Source organism: Bradyrhizobium oligotrophicum (assembly GCF_051168495.1).
Lineage (GTDB): Bacteria > Pseudomonadota > Alphaproteobacteria > Rhizobiales > Xanthobacteraceae > Bradyrhizobium > Bradyrhizobium oligotrophicum_A.
In genome coordinates this window covers 36,432-52,538 of the sequence record NZ_JBNPVB010000006.1, presented here as the reverse complement: position 1 = coordinate 52,538, position 16,107 = coordinate 36,432, and the positions used below count along the sequence as shown (strand labels likewise).

Annotated in this window: 16 protein-coding genes; 11 read left to right on the top strand and 5 right to left on the bottom strand. The window is 67.3% G+C overall.

The annotated features are described in order from the left end of the window. Positions 1-194 precede the first annotated feature (194 nt). Complete coding sequence (locus tag ACQR1B_RS13765; protein WP_434832944.1) at positions 195-803, bottom strand: hypothetical protein; 609 nt, start codon at positions 801-803, stop codon at positions 195-197. Between the two features lie 361 nt (positions 804-1,164). On the opposite strand from ACQR1B_RS13765, the gene ACQR1B_RS13760 reads away from it, so the two are divergent. Further along, complete coding sequence (locus ACQR1B_RS13760; protein ID WP_434832943.1) at positions 1,165-1,479, top strand: MmcQ/YjbR family DNA-binding protein; 315 nt, start codon at positions 1,165-1,167, stop codon at positions 1,477-1,479. A 34-nt stretch (positions 1,480-1,513) separates the two neighbouring features. Here the strand turns inward: ACQR1B_RS13760 and ACQR1B_RS13755 are convergent, their stop codons facing one another. Continuing rightward, entirely contained in the window at positions 1,514-2,536 is a 1,023-nt protein-coding gene (locus ACQR1B_RS13755; RefSeq protein ID WP_434832942.1) for a hypothetical protein, read from the bottom strand. A gap of 497 nt (positions 2,537-3,033) precedes the next feature. Here ACQR1B_RS13755 and ACQR1B_RS13750 point away from each other — a divergent pair, with 497 nt between their 5' ends. The 3 genes from ACQR1B_RS13750 (at position 3,034) to ACQR1B_RS13740 (ending at position 7,375) form a co-directional block, all read left to right on the top strand. Further along, positions 3,034-3,528: a YchJ family protein gene (locus tag ACQR1B_RS13750; protein WP_434832941.1), complete on the top strand. Its 495-nt coding sequence runs from the start codon at positions 3,034-3,036 to the stop codon at positions 3,526-3,528. 323 nt (positions 3,529-3,851) lie between these two features. Further along, positions 3,852-5,360, top strand: coding sequence for a glycosyltransferase (locus tag ACQR1B_RS13745; protein WP_434832940.1), 1,509 nt, complete (start codon positions 3,852-3,854; stop codon positions 5,358-5,360). Positions 5,361-5,776: 416 nt separating this feature from the next. Next, positions 5,777-7,375 (top strand): hypothetical protein, encoded by a 1,599-nt coding sequence (locus ACQR1B_RS13740; protein ID WP_434832939.1) that lies wholly within the window; start codon positions 5,777-5,779, stop codon positions 7,373-7,375. A 19-nt stretch (positions 7,376-7,394) separates the two neighbouring features. Here the strand turns inward: ACQR1B_RS13740 and ACQR1B_RS13735 are convergent, their stop codons facing one another. Further along, positions 7,395-8,129 (bottom strand): GntR family transcriptional regulator, encoded by a 735-nt coding sequence (locus ACQR1B_RS13735; protein ID WP_434832938.1) that lies wholly within the window; start codon positions 8,127-8,129, stop codon positions 7,395-7,397. Positions 8,130-8,328: 199 nt separating this feature from the next. Between ACQR1B_RS13735 and ACQR1B_RS13730 the strand changes: the two genes are divergently transcribed. The 6 genes from ACQR1B_RS13730 to ACQR1B_RS13705 are packed head-to-tail and all read left to right on the top strand — an operon-like array spanning position 8,329 to position 13,880. Next, complete coding sequence (locus tag ACQR1B_RS13730) at positions 8,329-9,363, top strand: extracellular solute-binding protein (protein WP_434832937.1); 1,035 nt, start codon at positions 8,329-8,331, stop codon at positions 9,361-9,363. Continuing rightward, positions 9,360-10,433, top strand: a complete 1,074-nt coding sequence (locus tag ACQR1B_RS13725; protein WP_434832936.1) for an ABC transporter ATP-binding protein — start codon at positions 9,360-9,362, stop codon at positions 10,431-10,433. The genes ACQR1B_RS13730 and ACQR1B_RS13725 overlap by 4 nt, the downstream gene beginning before the upstream one ends. After that, entirely contained in the window at positions 10,430-11,308 is an 879-nt protein-coding gene (locus tag ACQR1B_RS13720; protein ID WP_434832935.1) for an ABC transporter permease, read from the top strand. The genes ACQR1B_RS13725 and ACQR1B_RS13720 overlap by 4 nt, the downstream gene beginning before the upstream one ends. Continuing rightward, a complete protein-coding gene (locus tag ACQR1B_RS13715; protein ID WP_434832934.1) occupies positions 11,305-12,105 on the top strand; it encodes an ABC transporter permease in 801 nt (266 codons plus the stop codon). Before ACQR1B_RS13720 ends, ACQR1B_RS13715 begins: the two co-directional genes overlap by 4 nt. A gap of 4 nt (positions 12,106-12,109) precedes the next feature. After that, complete coding sequence (locus ACQR1B_RS13710) at positions 12,110-13,015, top strand: polysaccharide deacetylase family protein (RefSeq protein WP_434832933.1); 906 nt, start codon at positions 12,110-12,112, stop codon at positions 13,013-13,015. 40 nt (positions 13,016-13,055) lie between these two features. Beyond that, complete coding sequence (locus ACQR1B_RS13705) at positions 13,056-13,880, top strand: NAD-dependent protein deacetylase (RefSeq protein ID WP_434833128.1); 825 nt, start codon at positions 13,056-13,058, stop codon at positions 13,878-13,880. Between the two features lie 261 nt (positions 13,881-14,141). Here the strand turns inward: ACQR1B_RS13705 and ACQR1B_RS13700 are convergent, their stop codons facing one another. Next, positions 14,142-14,315, bottom strand: a complete 174-nt coding sequence (locus ACQR1B_RS13700) for a hypothetical protein (protein ID WP_434832932.1) — start codon at positions 14,313-14,315, stop codon at positions 14,142-14,144. Between the two features lie 182 nt (positions 14,316-14,497). Here ACQR1B_RS13700 and ACQR1B_RS13695 point away from each other — a divergent pair, with 182 nt between their 5' ends. Next, positions 14,498-14,743: a hypothetical protein gene (locus ACQR1B_RS13695; protein ID WP_434832931.1), complete on the top strand. Its 246-nt coding sequence runs from the start codon at positions 14,498-14,500 to the stop codon at positions 14,741-14,743. A gap of 57 nt (positions 14,744-14,800) precedes the next feature. Here ACQR1B_RS13695 and ACQR1B_RS13690 read toward each other — a convergent pair whose 3' ends face one another. Then, on the bottom strand, positions 14,801-16,105 hold the full coding sequence (locus ACQR1B_RS13690; protein ID WP_434832930.1) for a PQQ-dependent sugar dehydrogenase: 1,305 nt from the start codon (positions 16,103-16,105) through the stop codon (positions 14,801-14,803). Positions 16,106-16,107 lie beyond the last annotated feature (2 nt).

The following is a 16,107-nucleotide window of genomic DNA, read 5'->3' as shown; positions in this document are numbered from 1 at the left end:
CCTCCCGTTCGGTGGCGCGCATGGCGCCATCCCAGGGGCATTCGAGGTGACGCGCATCAGTGCGCCACCTCTGCCGATGGAGTGCGCCGCCGTGCACCTGCAGGTCATCCCGCGACGACCATGGTGTGCATCGACGCGTGGACCACGGTGCTGGTTTGCCCAGCTTGCGTGCCGAAGGCCCGTCCCGCGCCGCCTCAGCTCTTCGCGCCGGAGCCCTTCAATGCGTCCCAGGCTGCCCGATTGGCCCGGTCGAACGCCTTGCGGGAGTCGCTCAGGGCGGCGCTCAGCACCGACCAGGATTCGTCGCCGGTCTGTTTCAGCTTCTCGAGATGGGCTCCTGCCTGTGCCGCGTCGGATTTGAGCTGGTCGAGAACGGCGTCGAAATTGCGCGACCCGGCAGTGGTCACCTTGGCGGCCGCCTCGCGAAACCTGTCGGTCGACTCGCGCCATGCGCTGGCCTGTGCTGCGGCGATGCCCTTGAAGGTCGCCTGCTGCTGCTCGGCATGCTGGCCGGCCGCGTCGAAATAGGCCTTCACCTGAGTTTCGAATCCGGCCCAGTGCCGCTCCAGTTCGGCCTTCGCGCCGGCCAGCGCGGCTTCACCAGCGTCCATCTGCGTCTTGAGCAGCGCCTCGAATTCACCGCGCCGCTTGGTCAGGTCGACGATGATCTCGTCGGCCTTGATCTTGGACTGCGCCCTGGCCCCGGTGGCCTTGGCCTCGAGCGAGGCCAGTGCGGCATCCATCTCGTCGATCCGCTCCTTGGCCCAGGTCAGGTAGAAATGCATCGTGCTCTGCGTCGGCATTGCTGCTCTCCTTCGATCGGTTCGGCAGCGGAAGCGTATAAAAACAATACCGTTTAGTTTTGATCTGCATCAAGCCCGTTGATATCGGGGTTTCACGTTCCCGTGCAGGACGCGATCTGCCGTTTCTCCGGCCACGGTGCGGCCGAGTCCGATGCTTCGCGTAGCGGAATACTGAAGACCGTGATGGCAGGAGCGCGGCGACGCAGAAGTGCGGGCACCTCTTCGGCTGCGCCGGCAGCCGCGCTAGAGTGGTCCTGTGTCCCCGGGGTTTGGCGCCCGGTCCATCGAGGCCGATCCTATCGTCCGACGATCAGCACGAGAGACAGTCGAAATGACCCCTGACGAGTTTCGAGCCCTTGCCTTGTCGTTCCCAGGAACGACCGAAGCGCCTCACTTCGACCGCAGATCTTTCAAGGCCAAGCGGATCTTTGCGACCTTGGCGGCGGATGGACGATCAGCCAATCTCCTGCTCAGTCCGGAGGAGCAGGAGTTCTACATCGGGCTGCAGCCGGCGGGCTTCCGCCGGCTCGACAACAAATGGGGCGACCAGGGCTGGACCTGCGTCGCGCTCACCGATGTCGACGCCGGCCTGATGCGCGACGTGCTTGCCAAGGCCCGGCAGATGGCGGGCCCGTCGAAGCCGTCGCCCCAGCGCCGGAAGCGAGCCGGGTCGTAGGTTCGGTCAGCGCCCGCAGGGAGCGCCGACGTTCTCACACCTTGCGGCCGACCATCAGCAGGATGCCGCCGATCTGCGGCAGCAGCGCCAGCAGGATCAGGCGCAGCATCACGAAGTCGTCGGCCGACGGCTTCACCACGCCGCGCGACACCCAGGCCACCAGCTTGATCGCGGCCTCGGTCTGCGGATCGGCGGTCTGGCTCACGGTGGCCATCGCGGCATCGAGCGCCTGCCGGCGCTCGGCCACGGCGGCCTCGCGCTCCCGACAGAATTTTCCGACACCGCCTTTGCATTCGCGATCGCGCGCGACCATGGCATCGCTCAGCGCGGTCTGCGCGGCCTGCACCGCCGGCGTCACGCGCGAGGCGCGGGCGAGCGTCACGTCGCTGATGTTGGTCGAGGCGAAGCCGATGCCGGCGGTGACCGCGAACACGAAGGTCATCAGCCACACCGCCCAGCCGGTCAGCGCCGAGGCCCGGTGGCGCCCCTGCCACAGCCGCGCCGCGCAGGTCGGCATCACCAGCGCCACGAGGTCGGCGGTCACGCCGACCGCGAGAAACATAGTGCCGGCGGTGCTGTTCGAGCCGAGCGAATGCGCGAACCAGCCGTTCATCGCCATGCCGACCGCGGCCAGCGCCAGCGCGGCCAATTGCAGCAGGATCGACGAGGCGGTGAGCCCGGGACGATCGGCCTTGGCTGGCGCCATCGGCGTGCTCGTCGCGACGATCTCGCCGTCGAGCGCGGGGGCTGTCTCGCGCGGCGCCATCACGGCCGGCGGTGCTGCGGCCGGGATGGCGGCTGCTGCGGCGCTTGCGGCCGCCTCGGTGCGCGGCGGCTCGGCCACGGCCGAGGACTTCGTGGGCTCGTTCACATATTCCAGGAAGTCCGGCATGATCAGCGTCTCGGACGCCAGCATCTCGTCGTCCAGCGCTGCCTTCGCCTTCTTCGGCCTCGGACGCGGGCGCGGTTTGACAACGGCCGTGCGCTTCGGGCGCGGCTTCGCCGTCTTCGGCTGCTGCCAGGGAATGATCGACGCGACTACGGACTCATCAGCCATCGGGGCTGCTCCAATCGGTGGTGATGGGCGCAGACATGCGTTTGCACGCAACGCTGATCGCGCCGGCATCAGATGCACGTATGATCGGGAATCGGGTTCTGGCCCGCCTCGAGGCGGGCCTTCGTCTTGCGGCCGGGCTGGCGTCGCGCGAAGAAATCGTTGGCGTCTCACGCGCCCTGTCCGCCAATGGTGCGGAGGGCTGCGGTCACAGGCGCCACGTAATGAGGCGGCGCCCGGAAGGTTCTGGTCCGCGCGGGGCCGGGCCGGTCAGCCGTGCGCCCAACACCCTTGTTCTTACCCAATGGTTAACACGGATTCGCCGGTTTCGAAACCGCGCGGCGCGTGTAGCGGGAAGACAAGCGGTGAAGAGGGGCGAGCTGCGTCTTTGGAGTCACAACTGCCGAGTGTGAGGATTTTTCGTTCATTGATCGAACGCGGCGCCATGCGGCCTGTCGCCCGCGCTAGGATGCGCCGAGCAATCGGAGCTATCTCATCTCATGCAATGTCCCTGCGGATCAGGCCTTCCCTTGCAGCGCTGCTGCGGTCCCTATCTGGCTGGCGCGGCGTCGCCGCCGACGGCCGAGGCCTTGATGCGTTCGCGCTACACGGCCTACACGCGCGGCGACATCGGCTACATCGAGGCCACTCTCGCGTCCGACCGGCGCGGCGCGTTCGATGCCGTTGCGGCGAAGAGCTGGGCCACGCGCGCGACCTGGCTTGCCTTGCGCATCGTCTCGACGGTGCGCGGCCAGCCCGGCGATGCCGACGGTGTGGTCAGCTTCGTGGCCACCTATCGCGAGGACGGCAAGACCATCGAGCATCACGAGACGTCGCAATTTCGTCGCGACGACGGCGGCGCCTGGCGCTTCGTCGAGGGCGACACGCGGGCTGCCGTCGTGGAGCCGAAGCGGGCCGGCGCGGCCAAGGTCGGCCGCAACGATCCGTGCCCGTGCGGCAGCGGCAGGAAGTTCAAGTTCTGCTGCGGGCGGTGAGGACGAGGGGGCAACGCACATTGCGTTTCTCAGGAATTGAGAATCCCTCCTCACGCCGAGCAACGGACGTGCCGTCACGATGGCGGTGGTGAATGTATCGGCTGTTCTCGATCAGCCATGAGGCGGCGGGCCTACGCTCTCCCTGGTCCTTCTCGCTTTGCCCGTGCGAATGACTGGCAGAAGCTGGATCGGGCCGTGCGCGTGCGGACGATTGCGGCTGCCGCCTTTCCATTGCTGTTCGCAGCGAAGGTTTCCACCTTGCCTCAACTCCGCCCAACCGGACTGGCCTAGAAGGAGGTCGTTCCTAACAAGGATGGTATCAGGTGGCGGAGTTGGACGATCAGGTCCGGCAGGACGAGCGCGAGCGGCCAAGGCCTGTCGCGTTGGAAGCGCCCGCGCCAAAGCCCCTTTCGCCGCGCAAAGCTGCCATCGTCGATCACGCCGACCGTTTTGCCGATACCCGCGCCTTCTGGCGCGACAAGGCCGCGTTCTTCCATGGCGAGGACGAGCGCTATCTGCGCTTCCTGATTCCGGCGGGCAGCCGGGTGCTCGACATCGGCTGCGGCCTCGGCGACACCCTGGCGTCGCTGGTGCCGTCCTACGGCGTCGGCATCGACGTCAGCGAGCAGCAGATCGCGCTCGCGCGCACTCGTCATCCGAACCTCACCTTCGTGTCCGGCGATGCCGAGAATCCGGCGACGCTGGCCGCCGTCACCGGTCCGTTCGACGTCATCCTGGTGCTCGACACGATCGGCTCGCTCGACGACTGCCAGCAGTTCATCGAGCAACTGCATCCGCTGTGCACCCGCGAGACCCGGCTCGTCATCGGCTATTTCTCGCACCTCTGGTATCCGCTGCTGAAGGCCGCGGAAGCCATCGGCCTTCGCATGCCGCAGCCGGAGCAGAACGTGCTGTCGCCGGCTGACCTACGCAATCTCGCGCAGCTTGCGGATTTCGATCCCGTCAAATCCGAGCAGCGCGTTCTTTCACCGCTGCGGCTGTATGGACTTGGTCGCTTTGCCAACCGTTTCCTCAGTGTCCTGCCCGGCTTGCGCGCGCTGTCGCTGCGGCATTACCTCGTGGCGCGGTCGATGCGCTGCGTGACCGACGATGTCCGCTCGGCCACGGTCGTGATTCCCGCGCGCAACGAGCGCGGCAACATCGCGCCGGCCGTGCAGCGCATCGCGGCGTTCTGCAAGGATATCGAGATCATCTTCATCGAGGGCCACAGCAAGGACGGCACCTATGAGGAGATGGAGCGGGTGCGCCAGGCGTTCCCCGATCACGACATCAAGCTGATGCGCCAGCCTGGCAAGGGCAAGGCGGACGCGGTGTTCACGGCGTTCGACGCGGCGCGCGGCGACGTGCTGATGATCCTCGACGCCGACCTCACCATGCCGCCGGAGCAATTGCCAAAGTTCTTCGAGGCGCTGCGCTCGGGCAAGGGCGAGTTCATCAACGGCTCGCGCCTGGTCTATCCGATGGACGAGTGCGCAATGCGCTTCCTCAATTTGATCGCCAACAAGACCTTTTCCTATCTGTTCTCCTGGCTGCTCAACCAGCGCTACACGGATACGCTATGCGGCACCAAGGTGCTGCGCCGCAGCGACTATCTCAGGCTCAAGGCCGGCAAGGCGTATTTCGGCGATTTCGATCCGTTCGGCGATTTCGACCTGATCTTCGGCGCCTCGAAACTGAACCTGAAATCGATCGACCTGCCGATCCGCTACGCCGCGCGCAGCTACGGCGAGACCCAGATCTCCCGCTTCCGCCACGGCTGGATGCTGCTGAAGATGGTCGTGTTCGCGTTCTTCAAGATCAAGGCGATCTGACGGATGTGGGTGTGGGACCGAGGATCGAGCGCCGCTCGCGGTGCGCTCCCTCGCCCCGCTTGCGGGGAGAGGGTCGGGGTGAGGGGGACTCTCCACGTACTAAGCTCCTGGAGAGTCCCCCTCACCCAGATCGCATCTTCGATGCAGTCTGACCTCACAGCGCGAGCAGGCCGGCGTTCGCCTATCAGCATTTGGGGTTGCCGCAGCCAACAACCCGGCCAATGGGGTGCTCCGTCATGCCCGGGCTTGTCCCGGGCATCCACGTCGCTCCCAGCGTGCCGAACGACGTGGATGGCCGGGACAGGCCCGGCCATGACGACGTGGCGACAGGCTAGCGCAAAACCTCGATCGCCATATGCGACGGCCCTGCCGCAGGCGGCGCAAGGACGCAGTGCTATCACTTGCGTGGCCTCCGCATGACCAAGGATGGCGATCCGCTCGATCGCCTGACGCCGTTCGGCTGGCGCGGCGGCGTGGCGGTCGCGCTGCTGCTCTCATTCGTCTCGTTTCTGGCCGCCGGCTATTTCACCGTCTATTGGCGCAACGCCGACATGGACTTCATGGTGATCTACAACGCGCTTGCCATGAACGACGGCGGCGCGCAGGTGTTCTTCGATCACCCGGCCTATCTCACCATTCTCTCGGTCAAGACCTGGTTCGCGTTGCTGCATCGGCTTGGCCTGCTCGACGCCTCGAGTTTGTCGGCGCTCCCGCCAGCCGGCGATCCCGCGGCGTTCGACGCCGCGATGACCAGCGCGGTGCGCGCCGGCCGTATCGTTGCGCTGCTGACCGCGGGCGGCATCATGCTGACCTTTGCGTGGCTCGTGCGTCGCCTCGTGTCCGACCGGCGCATCGCCATGCTTGCCGTCGCCGCCTTCATATTTTCCGGCGGCGTGCAGGTTCATCTGCGCATCCTGCGCAGCGAGATGATCGCGGCGTCGCTCTGCGTTCTCGCCTTGATGATGCTGATCGCAGCGGCGCGCCGCGCCAGCCTCACGCGTCCGCTTGCGGTGGGGCTCGCTGCACTACTCTGCATGCTGGGCCTGGAGAACAAGGTGCATGCGATCCTGCTGATCGCCGCGATCCCGGTGCTCGTGCTGCCGTTCGGTCACGCGGCGAGCGCAAGCCTGCCGTTCTGGCGGACGCCGCGTGCCTGGGCGGCCGTGCTGATCGCGGCCATGGCCGCACTGGCCGCTGCGATCAGCGCGTCGCCCCTGATTGCGGCCGGCTTCGATTCCGCCAATGCGGCCGCCGCCGGCCTCGCGCCGCTGCTGTTCGGGCGCTTCGGCCTCTATCAGTTTGCGCTGCTCGGCGTCATCGCCGCCTGCATGCTTTTGTTTGCACGGCTGTGGCGCGTCAGCGCGGCCGAAACGCTGGCCGCCGTGCTGGCAGTTGTCACCGGTGCGAGCCTCGGCCTGCTGGCCCTGAAGCTGAGCTACGACATCAACGATGTCGTCGTCGTGCTCAATCCGCTGGAGAAGATGATCACCTATGTCGACGCGCCGGACGCAGCCGGCAACCTGACCCATGCGCTCGGCCTGTTGCTGTCCGGCGTGCTCGCGGTCATCGAGCGCTACACTTTCGTGCTGCACTCGTCGCCGCGGCCGACGGTGTTCCTGACCTGGTTGATCATCCCCGGCATCATCATTGCCGTCAGGCGCGGTGAGGGGCAGACCGCCCTTCAAGCGACGCTGCTAATGGCAGCCGCCATCGGCATCGACGCGATCGGCGTCCGTCGCGGCCTGAAGGTCGAGTACTTCGTCTTCACCGATCCCTTGATCATCCTTGCCGGCATGGCCCTGCTCGATCGTCTGATCGATCTGCGCTTCTCCCGCTTCGCCTATCCGATCGGCGCTGCGCTGCTGGTGCTGCATGTCGGCATCAGCCAGGCCGAGCCGGTCAAGACGGCGCTGAAGCGCAAGGGACCTGAGGACGTCTGCGCGTGGAAGGGCCACTATTTGCCGCGGATGGCGCTGCCCTGGTGCGATCAGCCGAACAGCCTGCCAAGGACGTGATCGTCAGCCGGCGCAGTCCTCACGACCGCGCCCTGCGCCGCAGCGGTTTGATCGACGTGAAGATCGCCGCGAGATCCTCGCTCTCCGAGGTCTCGTCCTCGTCGAGCCGCAGCCGGCCCTCGACATGCAGGAAGTGCTCGCGCGACACCGCGATGGCGCGCATCAGGTCACGGTCGCGCAGCGCGGCGACGATGGCGCCGTGCTCGTCGACCGCGCAGATCGACTGCGCCGCTGGCTCGTAGACCGAGACCATCACGGAGGAGCGGCTGAGCAGATCGCCGAGCATGCGCGACAATTCCGGATTGCCCAGCGCCTCGACGAGATGGACATGGAACGCGCCGGACAGCCGCACTGACGTCGCGCGATCGCCGCGCTGCGCGGCGGCACGCTCTTCCGCCAGATGCGCATCGAGCCGCGCCAGCAGGAGGTCATCGATCCGCAGCACCAGCTGGCTGAGCACGCCGGCCTCGAGCACGCGATGCGCCTCATAGACCCGTCTGATGTCGTCGAGCGTCGGCCGGGGCACCCGGGCGCCGCGGTTCGGGATCATCTCCAGCCGCCGCTCGGCGCCGAGCCGGTGCAGCACCTTGCGAATGCGCTCGCGCGACACGCCGAAGATATCAGCCAGCGGCGTCTCGGCGAGCTTGGTGCCGGCCTTCAGCTTGCCCTCCAGCAGCGCGCGCAAGACCGCCTGATACACCGCCTCGTCTTCGGCGGGATTGGCCTTCCCGATTCGCTGCGCTCGCATCGCCATGCCGACCTAGCTAGGCCCAAAGGCGCGGCACGTCACCTCCAAAAAATGTGCACATTCTGCCTGTGGTCGGGCGGGCTCGCAGCGGACGAAACGGCTCAAGATACGGAATTCATTGGTAAACATAAAAATGTGCACATTTGGCACGGCGCTTGCTGATCTGTCGTCCTACGCCACGCGACAGCTCACACGGGATCCTCCCATGAATGCCTTCTCCCGCCGCAGCCTCCTGAAGACCGGTGCGGCCTTTGCCGCCAGCTTCGCCGCGCCCGCGCTGGTGCGCGCCGCCCCGAAAGAGATCGTGATCGGCGGCCCCGCCGGCGCCGCGAAATACTTCAACGCCGATCTGTTTCCGGTGCTGGAGAAGAAGCTCGACTGCAAGGTGCTCTATGAGGGCACCAACTCGCTGACCAATCTGCAGAAGATGCAGGCCGACAAGGCGAGCCCGAAGATCTCGGTGGTGATCATGGACGATCCGGTGATGCTGCCGGCCGCGGCCGAAGGGCTGATCACCAAGATGTCGTCCACGGCTATTCCCAATCTCGGCAAGCTCGTCGACGACGCCGTGCATCAGGACGGCATGTGGGCCAACTACCAGAAGCCGTGGGTCGGCATCGCCTACTCCACCAAGCGCATGAAGACGCCGCCGAGCAGCTGGACCGAGCTGTGGGACGCGAAATACGAGTCCAAGATCGTCGTGCCGTCGCTGTCCAACACCGAAGGCTTCTGGACGCTGCTCGCGGCTGCGCATCTCGAGACCGGCAAGCCGTTCAAGGAGGCGCAATACGAGATCGACGCCGGCTTCAAGAAGATCAAGAGCCTGAAGGCCAATCTGCTGAACGTCTATACCAACGCGCCGCAGGCCATCAATCTGCTGGAGCAGGGCGAAGCTTGGATGATCGGCGGCCAGTTCTCGGCCTACACCTTGATCCGCAAGGCGGACGGCTCGCCGGTCGATCTCGCGATCCCGAAGGACGGCGGCTTCTCGATGCCCTCGGGCATCGCCAAGGTCGCGGGCGGCCCGGCCGGCGATCTCGCCGACGCGGTGATCGACTTCTATCTCAGCCCGGAGGCGCAGACCATTCTGGCCAAGACGGCCTTCATCGCACCGACCAGCAAGGCGACGCCGCTGCCGGCCGGCTATCCGGATCCGGCCGCGCTGTTCGCGCCGGACTGGGCCTTCATCGCCAAGAACCGCGCCGGCTGGGTCGATCGCTGGAGCAAGGAGATGACATGAGCGCCGCGCCGCATCTCGTCATCAGCGGAGTCTCCAAGCGCTTTGGTGCAACGACCGTGCTCGACCGCGTCGATCTGACGATCGGGCGCGGCGAGCTGGTCACCTTGCTTGGGCCCTCCGGCTGCGGCAAGACCACCTTGCTGCGCGCCATCGCCGGCCTCGCGCCGCCGGACACGGGAACGATTTCGCTCGCCGGGCGCGACGTCACCCAAGTGCCGCCGCACCGGCGCAATGTCGGCGTCGTGTTCCAGAGCTACGCGCTGTTTCCGCATCTCACCGTCGCCGGCAACGTCGCCTTCGGGCTCAAGGTGCGCGGCGCCGCGAAGGCCGAGATCGATCGCGCGGTGGAGCGGGCGCTGTCGCTGGTCAAGCTCGGCCATCTCGGCGGCCGCCGCATCTCGGCGCTGTCGGGCGGCCAGCAGCAGCGCGTCGCGCTGGCGCGCGCCATCGCGGTCGAGCCGGACGTGCTGCTGTTCGACGAGGCGCTGTCGGCGCTCGATCGCAAGCTGCGCGAAGAGATGCAGGTCGAGCTGCGCCGCCTGCTGCAGGAGGTCAAGGCAACCGCGATCTTCGTCACCCACGACCAGGACGAGGCGCTGACGATGTCGGACCGCGTCGCGGTCATGAACAAGGGCCGCATCGAGCAGCTCGCCGAACCGCGCGAGCTGTATGCGCGCCCTGCGAGCCTGTTCGCGCTCAACTTCGTCGGGCTGTCGACGCGCATCGCGGGACAGGTGGTCGGCGTGAGTGACGGCATGGTCGATGTCGTGACGCCGGTCGGCCGTCTCTCGGCGCGCGGCGCATTCCAGCCCGGCGCCTCGGTGATCGTCGCGACCCGGCCGGAGCAGCTGCGTCTCGGCACCGGCGACGGCGCCAACTCGGCGGCCGGCCGCGTCCGCTCGGTCGTGTTCCAGGGCTCGCGGACCCTGGTCGATGTCGACGCCGGCGCCGGCGCCAGCCTGCTCGCCGAATTGTCTGGGCGCGAGGCCGAGCTGCCGCGCGTGCACGACGAGGTCCGCTTCGCCTGGCCCGTCGCCGAAACCTTCGCCTTCGCTGCCGAGGCCTCATGACCGACGCCGTGCTGTCAGCGCCCATCGTCAAGCCCGCGCCGGATCGCGAGCGGCTCGCTGCGTTCGGCTTCGTCGCGCCGTCGCTGCTGATAACAGCGCTGGTGTTCGTGCTGCCGCTCGCGCTGCTGCTCGGCGTCAGCGTGCTCGACCCCAAGGAAGGCATCAAGGGCGGCGTTACGTCAGCGCATTACGTCCGGCTGCTCGGCACGCCCTATTATCTCGGCGTCATCTGGAACTCGCTGCGGCTCGGCCTGCTGACGACCTTGATCGCCTTCCTGATCTCCTATCCCGCCGCCTTCGCGCTGGCCCGCGCCCGCGGCGCGTTGCGGTCGATCCTGCTGGCAACGCTGTTCCTGCCGCTGGCGGCCTCCGTCATCGTCAAGGCCTTCGCCTGGACCATCCTGCTGCGCAGCGACGGCCTCATCAACACCGTGCTGATCGCGCTCGGGATCATCGAGGATCCGATCCGGATGATCTTCACCCAGACCGCGCTGATCGTCGGCGCCGTCAACATCTTCCTGCCGTTCATGGTGCTGCCGATCTACGCCGTCGTCGCGCAACTGGACGGCCGCTATGCGGAAGCTGCGGCGACGCTCGGCGCCTCGCCGTTGGTCGTGTTCTTTCGCGTCATCCTGCCGCTGACGCTTCCCGGCGTCATCGCCGGCGTCGCGCTGGTGTTCTCGCTGTCGGTGTCGGCCTATGTGGTGCCGACGCTCCTGATCGGCGAGAAGTATCCGACGCTCGCCACCACCATCGCCAAGGCCCATCTGCTGGCGCGCGAGCCCGGCTTCGGCGCCGCCGCCGGCGTCGTGCTGCTGGCGATCGCCATCATCGTCGTCGCGCTCAGCGCGATGCTGTCGCGGGAGCCGAAATGATGTCGCGCCTGGCCGTCATCATCTGCTGGGTGCTCGCGATCGGGCTCGCGCTTTTCCTGCTGCTGCCGCTGGTCGTCATCGCGGCGGCCAGTTTCTCGCCGACGCCGGTGTTCGACCTGCCGCTCTCCGGCGCGTCGACGCGCTGGTATGGCCGCATCGGCCGGCTCGACGGCTTCTGGCCGTCGCTGTCGCTGTCATTGCAGATCGCGGTGCTGTCGACCGCGCTGTCGCTGGTCGCGGGCACGCTCGCCGCCATTGCGATTGCGCGCGGCAGACTACCCGGCGCCTCCGCGCTGGGCACCTTGCTGGTCTCGCCTCTGATGATGCCCGGCCTCGTGCTCGGCATCGCGCTCTTGCAATATTTCCGCATGATCGGCTTCACCGCGACCTGGAGCGCGCTGCTGGTGGCGCATCTCGTGGTGACGCTTCCTTACGTTGCGCGCACCATGATTGCCGGCCTGTCGCGCTTCGACTTCACCCTGATCGAGGCCGCGCGCACGCTGGGCTGCACCTATGCCGGCAGCGTGCTCCGGGTGATGGTGCCGGCGCTGGCGCCGTCGTTCCTGATCGCGGGCCTGTTCAGCCTGCTCGCCTCGTTCGACAATTATCCGGTCTCGATCTTCCTCACCGACGTGCGCTCCAAGACGCTGCCGATCCGCATGCTGCAATATATCGAGGAGGCGCCCGATCCGACGCTCGCCGCACTCTCCACCCTCATTCTCGCCGGCACCTTGGTGCTGCTCTTGATCAGCGATCGCCTGGTCGGACTGCATCGCATGGCCGGAACCGCGGACTGACGTCATGAGCTCACAACCTGCCTTCCGCCGTGATCTCGTCGGCTATGCCGGCAAGCCGCCGCATCCGCGCTGGCCGCACGGCGCCCGCGTCGCGGTGTCGGTGGTGGTGAATTTCGAGGAGGGCTCGGAATTTTCCGTGGCCGATGGCGACGCCACCAACGAGGCGATCTACGAGGTCGTGCATCGGCTCGACGGCCCCGATCCCTGCATCGACAGCCATTTCGAATATGGCACGCGCGCCGCATGGTGGCGCATCATGGATCTGTTCGATGCCCATGGCGTCAAGGTCACGGTCAGCGCCTGCGGCCGTGCCGTCGAGCGCTCGCCGGATCTCGCGCGCGATGCCGTCGCGCGCGGCCATGAGGTGTCGGCGCATGGCTGGCGCTGGCAGAGTCATGCCGGCATGAGCGAGACCGAGGAACGGCGGGTGATCGCCCGCACCGCGGAGACGATCCAGCGCGTCACCGGCAGGCCGCCGCTCGGCTGGCACACGCGCTCGGCGAGCTCGCCCAACACCCGCCGGCTGCTGGCCGAGCACGGCGGCTTCCTCTACGACAGCGACGCCTACAATGACGACCTGCCGTACTACGTCGATGTCGCCGGCCGTGCGCATCTGGTGCTGCCCTACGCCTTCGACAGCAACGACATGCAGTTCCTCAACGGCTCGCGCTTCCGCGGCGCCGACTTCGCCGACTACGTCATCGACGCCTTCGACTGGCTCGGGCGCGAGGGCGCGACGACGCCGAAAATGCTCTCGATCGGGCTGCATCTGCGCATGATCGGCCGCCCCGGCCGGATCGGGGCGCTGGAGCGCATCCTGAAGCATGTGACGTCGAGCGGGGCCGCCTGGATTGCGCCGCGCGCCGACATCGCGCGGCATTGGCTGGCGACGGTGCCGCCGGCGCGTTGAGCCGGCATCGGCCCTGGCAATCGCCGGCGCCGCTGCCTACATCTGCGCCATGGCCGATCCGTCAGCGCTGAAATCCTTCATCGACAGCCACAGCCGCCTCGTCGTCCTCACCGGCGCCGGTTGCAGCACCAATTCCGGCATTCCGGACTATCGCGACACCGACGGGCAATGGAAGCGCACCCCGCCGGTGACCTTCCAGGCCTTCATGGCCACCGAGGACACGCGCCGCCGCTATTGGGCGCGCAGCATGGTCGGCTGGCGCCGCTTCGGCCGCGCCCAGCCGAACGGCGCGCATCACGCGCTGGCGCGATTGGAGGCGCAGGGCCGCAGCTCGCTGCTGGTGACGCAGAATGTCGACCGGCTGCACCAGGCCGCGGGCAACAGCAACGTGATCGATCTGCACGGCCGGCTCGATCAGGTGCGCTGCCTCGGCTGCGGCGCGACGTTGTCGCGGGCCGCGTTCCAGGACGAGCTCAGCAGCGCCAATCCGCAATGGCTGGCGCATGACGCCGCCGATGCGCCAGATGGCGATGCGGATCTCGACGGTGTCGATTTTGCTGCGTTCATTGTGCCGGCGTGCCGGGCCTGCGGCGGCATCCTCAAGCCGGATGTCGTGTTTTTCGGCGAGACCGTGCCGCGCGACATCGTGGCGACGGCGCGCGATCATGTCGATCAGGCCGATGCCATGCTTGTGGTCGGCACATCGCTGATGGTCTATTCCGGCTTCCGCTTCGTCCGCGCCGCTGCCGACCGCCGCATTCCCATCGCCGCCGTCAATCTCGGCCGGACGCGTGCAGATGATCTGTTGTCGCTGAAGCTCGAGGCGCCCTGCGACGAGGCGCTGGCGTTTCTGCTGGAGGGGTAGGTTAGGTTCGCCAATCTTGTGTTCGTGAGACGCGACGGTCTCACCGCTCACTCAGTGCACCTCGCCCCGCCAGGGCGAAGCGAAGCTTCGCTAGGGCGGGGAGAGGTCGGATTGCATCGTCAGATGCAATCCGGGTGAGGGGGCTCTCAGCACGGTCGGTGGGTGTGGCTGCCCCTCACCCCAGCCCTCTCCCCGTGAAGAACGGGGAGAGGGAGCGCATTGCGCATGCGGCGATAGCTTGGCTCACACGAGCCAAACTCCTCACCGCGACGTCGGCGTCTCGCGGTTCTCGATGCGGTCCTTGTTGTTGACCTGCTCGCTCTCGGGCTTGCCGACCTCGACGGTCTTGCCGGCCTGGTTGCCCGGATTGTAGTGGAACTTGCCTTCCTGGTGCTCGCCCGGCTGCTTCTGATCGGGATTGACGTTGTCGGCCATGAAATTCTCCTATGCTATGTCGGACAACGTTGCGGGCGTGGTGCTTGTTCCGCGGCCGAGCGCCGCGGCTCCGCCCCGCTGCGTCACCGCAATGTGCGTCCCGTCACGGAAGCGGCGCGCCCGGCTCGTCATGATCCTCCATCAGCTGCACGGGGCAGCCTCGAGAACCAGGGGACAAAGTCATGACTTCCAGCATTCGTCTGTTCGCCGCCGCCATCGTCGCAACCGCCGGCCTGCTCGCGTCGGCATCGACCTCGCCGGCATCGGCCGGCTGGGAATGGCTCGGCAACAAGAACTACGTCAATTGTCTGCAGCTGTTTGCGAGCGGCAACTTCCTGATCCCGGCGAACGCCACCCCGGCGCAGCGCGCGGCGAAGCACGAAGCCGGCCGCCGCTACTGCAATCGCCAGTATTACGGCCACGACTGATCATGGCCGCTGATGCGCAAGGCCGAGGCCCGGTGTGGCCTCGGCCTTGCGCGAGCCTCATGCCGCCGTCACGCGCCAGATGCAATTGCCGACATCGTCGGCGACCAGCAGCGAGCCATCCGGCCCCAGCGTGACGCCGACCGGGCGGCCATAGGAGAACGTCTCGTCCGGCGCCAGGAAGCCGGAGAGGATGTCGCGCGCCGGGCCCGACGGCTTGCCGTTCGTGAACGGGATGAACACGACCTTGTAGCCGGACAGCTTGCTGCGGTTCCACGAGCCGTGCTGGCCGATCACCATGCCCTCGGGGAAGCCGGGCAGGGTGCCCGCCGGCAGCCAGCACAGGCCGAGCGAGGCGGTGTGGCCGCCGAGCGCGTAGTCCGGCGTCAGCGCGGTCGCGACCAGCGCGGGATCCTGCGGCACGCGGTCGTCGACCGTCTTGCCCCAATAGCAATAGGGCCAGCCGTAGAAGCCGCCTTCGCGCACCGAGGTCAGATAGTCCGGCGGCGTCTCGTCGCCGAGCCCGTCGCGCTCGTTGACGACGGTCCACAGCACCTTCGTCGACGGCTCGAACGCCAGCCCGACCGCGTTGCGCAGGCCGGCTGCGAAGATGCGCGACTGTCCGCTGGCGATGTCCAGCTCATAGACGCAGGCCCGGCCCTCTTCGACCTCGAACCCCTGCTCGGCGATGTTGGTGAGCGAACCGACGCCGGCATAGAGCTTGGCGCCGTCGGGACTGACCAAGAGACTGCGCGTCCAGTGCCCGCCCGGTTTGAAAGTCGTCAGCCGCTTGCCGGCCGTGGCGATGCGCTCGGCTCCCGCGCTGTAAGGGAAAGCGACGATGCCGTCAGTGTTGCCGACATAGAAGGTGTCGCCGACCAGCGCCATGCCGAACGGCTGGCTGAGATTCTCCATGAACGCATTGCGGCGCTCCGCGGTGCCGTCGCCATCGGCATCGACCAGCCGCGTGATGCGGTTGGCGCTCTCGCCCAGCGCAGCGGCGCGGCGCATCGTCGCCTGCATCGCATAGCCGAACATGTTGCGCACCGGGCTCGGGATCTGCGTCGCCTCGGCGATCAGCACCGATCTGTCCGGCATCGTGTAGATCCAGCGCGGATGGTCGAGCCCGGTGGCGAACGCGTTGACCTTCAACCCGGGAGCGGCCACCGGTTTCTCGCCATCGCGCCAGCCGCGCGCCGTCGGCATCTTCAGGGTCGGCAGCATGCCTTGCGGCTTGGCTTGCGGAATCTGCGGCGCCGCGCCCCACGCCGGCTGCGGCGTGTCCCCCTGCAGCTTGCGCCATTGCAGTGCCGCATTGCCAACCAGCGCGACACCGCGCGCGACGATCGAGGAAAGCGTTGTCATGG

Coding starts and splice junctions, on each gene's coding strand:
- ACQR1B_RS13765 (WP_434832944.1), bottom strand. CDS start 803: ATGCCGACGCAGAGCACGATGCATTTCTACCTGACCTGGGCCAAGGAG.
- ACQR1B_RS13735 (WP_434832938.1), bottom strand. CDS start 8,129: ATGGCGATGCGAGCGCAGCGAATCGGGAAGGCCAATCCCGCCGAAGAC.
- ACQR1B_RS13700 (WP_434832932.1), bottom strand. CDS start 14,315: ATGGCCGACAACGTCAATCCCGATCAGAAGCAGCCGGGCGAGCACCAG.
- ACQR1B_RS13690 (WP_434832930.1), bottom strand. CDS start 16,105: ATGACAACGCTTTCCTCGATCGTCGCGCGCGGTGTCGCGCTGGTTGGC.
- ACQR1B_RS13695 (WP_434832931.1), top strand. CDS start 14,498: ATGACTTCCAGCATTCGTCTGTTCGCCGCCGCCATCGTCGCAACCGCC.
- ACQR1B_RS13715 (WP_434832934.1), top strand. CDS start 11,305: ATGATGTCGCGCCTGGCCGTCATCATCTGCTGGGTGCTCGCGATCGGG.
- ACQR1B_RS13725 (WP_434832936.1), top strand. CDS start 9,360: ATGAGCGCCGCGCCGCATCTCGTCATCAGCGGAGTCTCCAAGCGCTTT.
- ACQR1B_RS13710 (WP_434832933.1), top strand. CDS start 12,110: ATGAGCTCACAACCTGCCTTCCGCCGTGATCTCGTCGGCTATGCCGGC.
- ACQR1B_RS13750 (WP_434832941.1), top strand. CDS start 3,034: ATGCAATGTCCCTGCGGATCAGGCCTTCCCTTGCAGCGCTGCTGCGGT.
- ACQR1B_RS13720 (WP_434832935.1), top strand. CDS start 10,430: ATGACCGACGCCGTGCTGTCAGCGCCCATCGTCAAGCCCGCGCCGGAT.
- ACQR1B_RS13740 (WP_434832939.1), top strand. CDS start 5,777: ATGACCAAGGATGGCGATCCGCTCGATCGCCTGACGCCGTTCGGCTGG.
- ACQR1B_RS13730 (WP_434832937.1), top strand. CDS start 8,329: ATGAATGCCTTCTCCCGCCGCAGCCTCCTGAAGACCGGTGCGGCCTTT.
- ACQR1B_RS13755 (WP_434832942.1), bottom strand. CDS start 2,536: ATGGCTGATGAGTCCGTAGTCGCGTCGATCATTCCCTGGCAGCAGCCG.